This is a genomic window from Chitinophaga sp., assembly GCF_035564935.1.
Taxonomy (GTDB): domain Bacteria; phylum Bacteroidota; class Bacteroidia; order Chitinophagales; family Chitinophagaceae; genus Chitinophaga.
This window is the reverse complement of sequence record NZ_DATMTE010000085.1, coordinates 1-5208: the sequence shown is the minus strand read 5'-3', so window position 1 is coordinate 5208 and position 5208 is coordinate 1. Positions and strand designations below refer to the sequence as shown.

Sequence of the window (5208 nt, the reverse complement as noted above, 5' to 3'; positions counted from 1 at the left end):
CCACATTGGTTCAATCGTTTTAATCCAGAAGTAATATGCAAATCGATATTTTAAATATAGAAGGTAAGAAAACCGGAAGGTCTATTGAACTTCCTGAGGAGATCTTTGGTGTTGAACCTAACAACCACGTCATCTACCTGGCTGTTAAACAATACCTGGCTGCTCAGCGTCAGGGTACCCATAAGGTAAAAACCAGAGCTGAAGTAAAAGGTGCTTCCCGTAAACTGCACAAACAAAAAGGTACCGGTGGAGCCCGTAAAGGTAACATCCGTAACCCATTGTATAAAGGTGGTGGTACCATCTTCGGACCAAAACCGCACGGTTGGGGTTTCAAACTGAACAGGAAAGTGAAAGATCTCGCAAAGATCTCCGCCCTGTCAGTAAAAGCTAAAGAAAACAGCATCATTATCGTTGAAGATCTGCAGCTCGAAACACCAAAAACCAAACAATTCGTTGGTTTCCTGAAGAATCTGAACATCAATGTGGAAGGCAGAAAGACTATTTTCATCACGCCTGAGCACAATGACAATGTTTACCTGTCTTTAAGAAACATCCCGACTGTAGACGGTACTGTTCTGAGTGATATCAACACTTACGACATCATGAACAGCAATTATATCGTGTTCACAGAAAGCGCTGCAAAAATCTTCACTGAAGAGCCTGCTGAAGCTTAAGGATGTCAAAACCAATTCAATAACAGCTGGCGGGTAACACCAACAGCTTAATGCTATAAAGAAGATGAAACTTTCTGACGTTTTAATCAAACCGGTGGTATCCGAAAAGGTTAACAAAGCAACCGAAAAATTCAACCGCTACTACTTCATTGTTGACAAAAAAGCCAACAAACTGGAGATCAAAAAAGCAGTGGAAGAGTTTTACGGTGTAACCGTAGCAGATGTAAATACTGCTGTAATGCCAGGTAAAGCTAAATTCCGCTTTACTAAAGCCGGTTTCATCGCAGGTAAAAAACCGTCCTACAAAAAGGCGATCATTACCATTGCAGCTGGTGAAACTATAGATCTGTATGCTAACATGTAGTGCCGTTCCGGCCTGAACAGCCGGGATGTGGATGTATATACAGATCACTATTTATATTTAATAACAACATTTAACTTTTTAGGAAGTAATGGCACTGAAGAAGTTCAAACCAATGACGGCCGGTACCCGCTGGAAAATAGGCAACGCTTACGCTGAGCTGACATCGGATACCCCTGAAAAAAGCCTGCTGGAGCCTATCAAAAGGACCGGCGGTAGAAATGCGCAAGGCAGAATGTCTATGCGCTACATAGGTGGTGGTCACAAGAAACAATACCGTGTAATTGATTTCAAACGTGATAAAGAGAATGTTCCTGCTACTGTTAAAACGATCGAATATGATCCTAACCGTAGCGCATTCATCGCACTGGTAAGTTATGCAGATGGTGAAAAACGTTACATCATTGCTCCACAGGGCTTACAGGTAGGCGGTACCGTTATCAGCGGCGCCGATGTAGCTCCTGAAGTAGGTAACGCTTTACCGCTGAAAAATATGCCATTGGGTACTGTGGTACACAACATCGAGCTGCAGCCTGGTAAAGGTGGTGCTATCGCAAGAAGCGCCGGCGCTTATGCACAGCTGTCCAACAAGGAAGAGAAATATGCCGTACTGAAAATGCCTTCCGGCGAGCTCCGCAAAGTATTAAGTACTTGTAAAGCAACCGTTGGTACTGTTTCTAACTCCGACCACGCCCTGCAATCCATCGGTAAAGCAGGTGCTAACCGTTGGAGAGGTATCCGCCCCCGCAACCGTGGTGTGGCTATGAACCCTGTAGATCACCCGATGGGTGGTGGTGAAGGTAAATCTTCCGGAGGCCATCCAAGATCAAGAACTGGTAAATATGCGAAAGGTCTGAAAACCAGAAAGCCGCATAAGAGTTCTGATAAGCTGATCATTAGCAGAAAAAACGGTAAAAAATTATAATATTTCTGAATCAGGGTTCCGGTAGCAATACCGGATCCCGGGTTTGAAAAATCATAAATCAGTAAGACATGGCTCGTTCCATAAAAAAAGGTCCTTACGTAGACCTGAAATTAGAAACAAAAGTTGAAAAGATGAATACCGGTACCAAGCGTTCTGTTATCAAGACCTGGAGCCGTCGTTCTACTATCACGCCTGATTTCGTTGGTCACACTTTCGCCGTTCACAATGGCAACAAATTTATTCCTGTTTATGTAACGGAATTTATGGTTGGTCATAAACTGGGCGAATTTGCACCTACACGTAACTTCAGAGGACACGTTAACAAGAAAATGTAAATTATAGTCTGAGGTTTGAGGTTTGAAGTATTGGTTTCAAACCGGAACATCAAACACCAGACATCAGACATTAAATAATAAAAGAAATTAATAACAATGGAAGCAGTAGCTAAGCTGAATAATAATCCTACATCTCCCCGCAAAATGCGTTTGCTCGCGGACTTAATCCGTGGACTGGATGTGGAAAAGGCTTTGAATATTTTGAAATTCCATCCGAAACACCCAAGCGTACCTTTAGAGAAGTTGCTGATATCTGCTATCGCAAACTGGAAAGTGAAGAACGAAGGTGCAAGGGTAGAAGATGCTAACCTGATCGTAAAAACCGTTTTTGTTGATGGCGGCCGCACACTGAAAAGAATGCGCCCGGCTCCACAGGGAAGGGGTTACCGTATCCGCAAGAGAAGTAACCACGTAACGATTGTAGTGGATGGTAAAGCACAGTAATTCAGTGCAAACCGGAAACGAAACAGAAACAAAACTATTAAACTAATAGACAAATAACCAGAACATGGGTCAGAAAACAAATCCTATTGGTAACAGGTTAGGTATCATCAGAGGATGGGACTCTAATTGGTATGGCAGCAAAAAAGATTTTGCGACCAAACTGATCGAAGATAACAAGATCAGAACTTATCTGAATGCCCGTATCAACAAAGGTGGCATCTCAAGAGTTGTGATTGAAAGAACTTTAGGTAAGTTAATCATCACTGTTCATACTTCTAAGCCTGGTATCATCATTGGTAAAGGCGGTAACGAAGTTGATCGCATCAAAGAAGAGCTGAAGAAGCTGACAGGCAAAGAAGATGTACAGATCAACATCCTGGAGATCCGTCGTCCTGAAATGGATGCTAACATCGTTGCTGAAACAATCGCAAAACAGATTGAAAGCCGTATCAACTACAAACGTGCTATCAAAATGGCGATTGCTACCGCTCTGAGAATGGGTGCCGAAGGTATCAAGGTTAAGATCAGCGGCCGTTTAGGTGGTGCTGAAATTGCCCGCTCCGAAGAAATGAAACAAGGTCGCGTGCCTTTGCATACTTTCCGTATGGACATCGATTACGCTTCCCTGTTCGCTTTAACCGTTTATGGTAAAATCGGTATCAAAGTATGGATCTGTAAAGGTGAAGTACTGGGTAAACGCGATCTCAACCCGAACGTTTTAACCGGTAAGGAAGGTGATAACCGTGGCACTGGTCATGGCGGCGAAAGAAGAGAACATCACGGTGAACGCAGAGACAACCGCGGTGGTGGTGATAGAAGAGGCGGTGGAGAACACCGTGGCGGTGGCCGCAGATAGTATCTGGCGGTTCAGCAGACATTAACAATTACTATTAACATTAACAACATAGACGATGTTACAGCCAAAAAGAACGAAACACAGGAAGATGCACAAAGGCCGCATCAAAGGGAACGCTAAAAGAGGCGCTACCCTCTCCTTTGGTACTTTCGGTCTTAAAGCATTAGAACCTAAGTGGATCACCGACAGGCAGATCGAAGCTGCACGTGTGGCGCTGACAAGGCACATGAAACGTGAAGGTAACGTATGGATCCGCATATTCCCTGACAAACCTATCACTGCTAAGCCTTTGGAAGTGAGGATGGGTAAAGGTAAAGGTGCTCCTGACCATTGGGCAGCAGTTGTAAAGCCAGGTAGAATTTTATTTGAAGCTGATGGCGTTCCCTTACAGGTAGCAAAAGAAGCAATGGAACTCGCAGCACAAAAACTGCCCATCAAAGTAAAATTTGTAACCAGCCGCGACTTCGTAGCTTAATTACAGGTACACAATAACTAAAATCCGGTAACACTGCTCCGGCAGCTAACCGAATCAAACTCAATACAATGGCAAAAGAAAAGCTGGAACTGAAAGGCCTGAGCGAACAGGATCTGAAAGAGAAGATCTCTGCAGAAGAACTCCGCTTGAAAAAAATGACCTTTGGTCACGCAATTACGCCAATCGAAAATCCAATGAGCATCCGCGCCGTAAGACGCGATATCGCTCGGATGAACACCGAACTGCGTAAAAGACAACTGGGCTTCTAAATCTTCAGTCCCGGTACACCCGGGGCTGCTGACATAGCATTAGTATAACAATTTATGACCTCCTCACCGGAGGGTTAAATAACTTTCAACAATGACGACCGAAAGAAAATTAAGAAAAACCAGGATTGGTGTGGTTGCCAGCAACAAAATGGATAAAACCATTACCGTTAAGGTGGAGCGTAAGGTAAAACACCCGATCTATGGTAAATTCGTGAAAAAAACTACCAAGTTCATGGCGCATGACGACAAGAACGAGTGCAGCATCGGCGATACCGTTAGAATCGCTGAAACCCGCCCTCTGAGCAAGAACAAATGCTGGAGACTGGTAGAAGTAATCGCTAAAGTAAAATAATTATTTATTTGTTTCAAGCTGCTGCCGGCTACCCCGGTGCCAGCCGCTGACTAAACAATATCAAATCTCATTTCGATGATACAACAAGAATCAAGACTGAGTGTAGCTGATAACAGCGGTGCCAAAGAAGTATTGTGCATCCGCGTATTAGGTAACTCCGGTCAGGACTACGCAGCCGTAGGCGATAAGATTGTAGTAACCGTTAAGGATGCAATGCCCGGCGGTGGTGTGAAGAAAGGTATGGTGACCAAAGCTGTAATCGTAAGAACTAAGAACAAATTACGTCGTAAAGACGGTTCTTATATCCGTTTCGATGATAACGCGGTTGTACTGCTCAATAACTCAGACGAACCTCGCGGTACCCGTATTTTCGGTCCGGTTGCACGTGAGCTGAGAGACAAGGGATATATGAAAATTATCTCCCTCGCTCCTGAGGTATTATAATAAATATGGCGGTACAGGGATTTTGGAATTTTTATGATTTTTGTCAAAAAAAGCCAAAATCCCGAAATCCGAA

Annotated in this window: 10 protein-coding genes; all 10 read left to right on the top strand. The window is 43.8% G+C overall.

The features are described 5' to 3' along the window. The first annotated feature begins 35 nt into the window (after window positions 1-35). Window positions 36-674 (top strand): 50S ribosomal protein L4, encoded by a 639-nt coding sequence (gene rplD / locus VN105_RS02425; RefSeq protein WP_325637567.1) that lies wholly within the window; start codon window positions 36-38, stop codon window positions 672-674. Window positions 675-738: 64 nt separating this feature from the next. Further along, complete coding sequence (gene rplW / locus VN105_RS02420; RefSeq protein ID WP_291917710.1) at window positions 739-1038, top strand: 50S ribosomal protein L23; 300 nt, start codon at window positions 739-741, stop codon at window positions 1036-1038. A gap of 88 nt (window positions 1039-1126) precedes the next feature. Then, window positions 1127-1960, top strand: a complete 834-nt coding sequence (rplB, locus tag VN105_RS02415; RefSeq protein WP_325637563.1) for a 50S ribosomal protein L2 — start codon at window positions 1127-1129, stop codon at window positions 1958-1960. A gap of 68 nt (window positions 1961-2028) precedes the next feature. Then, on the top strand, window positions 2029-2295 hold the full coding sequence (rpsS, locus tag VN105_RS02410) for a 30S ribosomal protein S19 (RefSeq protein ID WP_079470771.1): 267 nt from the start codon (window positions 2029-2031) through the stop codon (window positions 2293-2295). Window positions 2296-2391: 96 nt separating this feature from the next. Beyond that, window positions 2392-2739, top strand: a complete 348-nt coding sequence (gene rplV / locus VN105_RS02405) for a 50S ribosomal protein L22 (protein ID WP_079470770.1) — start codon at window positions 2392-2394, stop codon at window positions 2737-2739. Window positions 2740-2803: 64 nt separating this feature from the next. Next, the gene (gene rpsC / locus VN105_RS02400; protein WP_325637560.1) at window positions 2804-3595 is read left to right on the top strand and encodes a 30S ribosomal protein S3; all 792 of its coding nucleotides are present in this window, start codon (window positions 2804-2806) and stop codon (window positions 3593-3595) included. Between the two features lie 55 nt (window positions 3596-3650). Then, window positions 3651-4070, top strand: coding sequence for a 50S ribosomal protein L16 (gene rplP / locus VN105_RS02395; RefSeq protein ID WP_264727010.1), 420 nt, complete (start codon window positions 3651-3653; stop codon window positions 4068-4070). Window positions 4071-4138: 68 nt separating this feature from the next. Then, window positions 4139-4339 carry a 50S ribosomal protein L29 gene (rpmC, locus tag VN105_RS02390; protein ID WP_079470767.1) on the top strand — a complete coding sequence of 67 codons (201 nt, stop codon included), beginning with the start codon at window positions 4139-4141 and terminating at the stop codon, window positions 4337-4339. Window positions 4340-4430: 91 nt separating this feature from the next. Next, window positions 4431-4691 (top strand): 30S ribosomal protein S17, encoded by a 261-nt coding sequence (rpsQ, locus tag VN105_RS02385; RefSeq protein WP_106527849.1) that lies wholly within the window; start codon window positions 4431-4433, stop codon window positions 4689-4691. A gap of 75 nt (window positions 4692-4766) precedes the next feature. Beyond that, window positions 4767-5135, top strand: a complete 369-nt coding sequence (gene rplN, locus VN105_RS02380) for a 50S ribosomal protein L14 (RefSeq protein WP_142685978.1) — start codon at window positions 4767-4769, stop codon at window positions 5133-5135. Window positions 5136-5208 lie beyond the last annotated feature (73 nt).

Coding starts and splice junctions, on each gene's coding strand:
- rpsC (WP_325637560.1), top strand. CDS start 2,804: ATGGGTCAGAAAACAAATCCTATTGGTAACAGGTTAGGTATCATCAGA.
- rplW (WP_291917710.1), top strand. CDS start 739: ATGAAACTTTCTGACGTTTTAATCAAACCGGTGGTATCCGAAAAGGTT.
- rplD (WP_325637567.1), top strand. CDS start 36: ATGCAAATCGATATTTTAAATATAGAAGGTAAGAAAACCGGAAGGTCT.
- rplV (WP_079470770.1), top strand. CDS start 2,392: ATGGAAGCAGTAGCTAAGCTGAATAATAATCCTACATCTCCCCGCAAA.
- rpmC (WP_079470767.1), top strand. CDS start 4,139: ATGGCAAAAGAAAAGCTGGAACTGAAAGGCCTGAGCGAACAGGATCTG.
- rplN (WP_142685978.1), top strand. CDS start 4,767: ATGATACAACAAGAATCAAGACTGAGTGTAGCTGATAACAGCGGTGCC.
- rpsS (WP_079470771.1), top strand. CDS start 2,029: ATGGCTCGTTCCATAAAAAAAGGTCCTTACGTAGACCTGAAATTAGAA.
- rpsQ (WP_106527849.1), top strand. CDS start 4,431: ATGACGACCGAAAGAAAATTAAGAAAAACCAGGATTGGTGTGGTTGCC.
- rplB (WP_325637563.1), top strand. CDS start 1,127: ATGGCACTGAAGAAGTTCAAACCAATGACGGCCGGTACCCGCTGGAAA.
- rplP (WP_264727010.1), top strand. CDS start 3,651: ATGTTACAGCCAAAAAGAACGAAACACAGGAAGATGCACAAAGGCCGC.